This is a genomic window from Myroides sp. NP-2, assembly GCF_014145665.1.
In the GTDB taxonomy this organism is placed as follows: Bacteria; Bacteroidota; Bacteroidia; order Flavobacteriales; family Flavobacteriaceae; genus Flavobacterium.
The window spans coordinates 1-1,317 of the sequence record NZ_JACHTD010000043.1 but is presented as its reverse complement, the minus strand read 5'-3'; the positions used below and the strand labels follow the sequence as shown (position 1 = coordinate 1,317).

Below are 1,317 nucleotides of genomic sequence, written 5' to 3'. Positions count from 1 at the left end.
TGTACGTCCCTGACATAGGTTGACCATAAAAAATCAATTTTCCTATGAAAGTTAACGTTCAACAAATCAAAAAAAATCGTATTTATTCAGAAGAATTTAAACGCGAGATTGTTAGTTTATTTGAAAAAGGGACTTATAGTGTCCTTCAGTTAAGTCGTTTATACAAAATTCCTAACTCAGCTATTTACCGATGGATCTATAAATTTTCTATCTTTAATGAACAAGGTCAAAGAATTGTAGAGATGAAAGCAAGTAACACAAACAAAGTCAAGGAGCTAGAAGCAAAAGTAAAAGAACTAGAGCGTATAGTTGGTCAGAAGCAAATTCAGGTAGATTTCTATTCTAAAGTTATAGAGATTGCCAGTAAAGAATTAGACTATGATATAATAAAAAATTCAAACACCCTGCAATCACCTGGTTCCGTCAAGAAAAAGAGCAAATAAACTATTCTTTAAATAGTTTATATCGAACTATTGGAATTAGTAAACAAGCAGTAAATCAATATGCTAAAAAACAAGCTGTTTTTGATACAGAAGTATCTAAACTAGTCTTAGAAGCAGATGATTTAAGACGTGAACATCCTGGTTGTGGGGTTGAGAAGATGTACTATACCTTAAAACCCAGTTTTATAGGTAGAGATAAGTTTATAGATGTGTTTATGAACTTAGGGTATCGTTTACACAAACGAAAAAATTACATTAAAACTACGATAGCTTCCAAAATTTATTATCCAAATCTAATTAAAGGGATGCAAGTAAATGCACCTTCAACCATCTGGCAATCGGATATAACCTACATCCGAATAAAAGATGTGTTTTATTATGCAGTATTTATTATAGACGTATATACTAAGAAAATAGTAGGTTATCATGTTTCTGATAATATGCGAGCGCAAGCCAACATAGAAGCTTTGAAAATGGCTTTTAAGTACAATACACCTCCCTTAATCCATCATTCAGATAGAGGAAGTCAGTATACCTATAAAGGATATATTCAATTATTGAAAACCAAAGGAGTAAACATCAGTATGGCTCTTTCTGCTCAAGATAATGCCTATGCTGAACGTATAAATAGAACAATTAAAAATGATTATTTAGCATATTGGAAACCCAAAAGTTTTTGTGAACTAAAGAGATTGATCAAAAAAGCAGTCAATCAGTATAATAATACCAGACCTCATAATTCAATAGATAAAATGACACCTGTTGAGTTTGAAAATAAATGGTTTGGAAAAAGTACTTTTTCCAAACCATTTATTACTATATTTAATAATGAAGTTAATGTTTAAAAACGGTCAACCATATTTAGGGATGTACA

2 protein-coding genes are annotated in these 1,317 nt (G+C 30.8%); both read left to right on the top strand.

What is annotated here, in order from left to right; genetic code table 11:
- Positions 1-44: 44 nt before the first annotated feature.
- On the top strand, positions 45-443 hold the full coding sequence (locus tag H4K35_RS15540; RefSeq protein WP_182628806.1) for a transposase: 399 nt from the start codon (positions 45-47) through the stop codon (positions 441-443).
- Positions 410-1,288, top strand: coding sequence for an IS3 family transposase (locus tag H4K35_RS15535; RefSeq protein WP_368668699.1), 879 nt, complete (start codon positions 410-412; stop codon positions 1,286-1,288). The genes H4K35_RS15540 and H4K35_RS15535 overlap by 34 nt, the downstream gene beginning before the upstream one ends.
- The last annotated feature ends 29 nt before the right edge of the window (positions 1,289-1,317 follow it).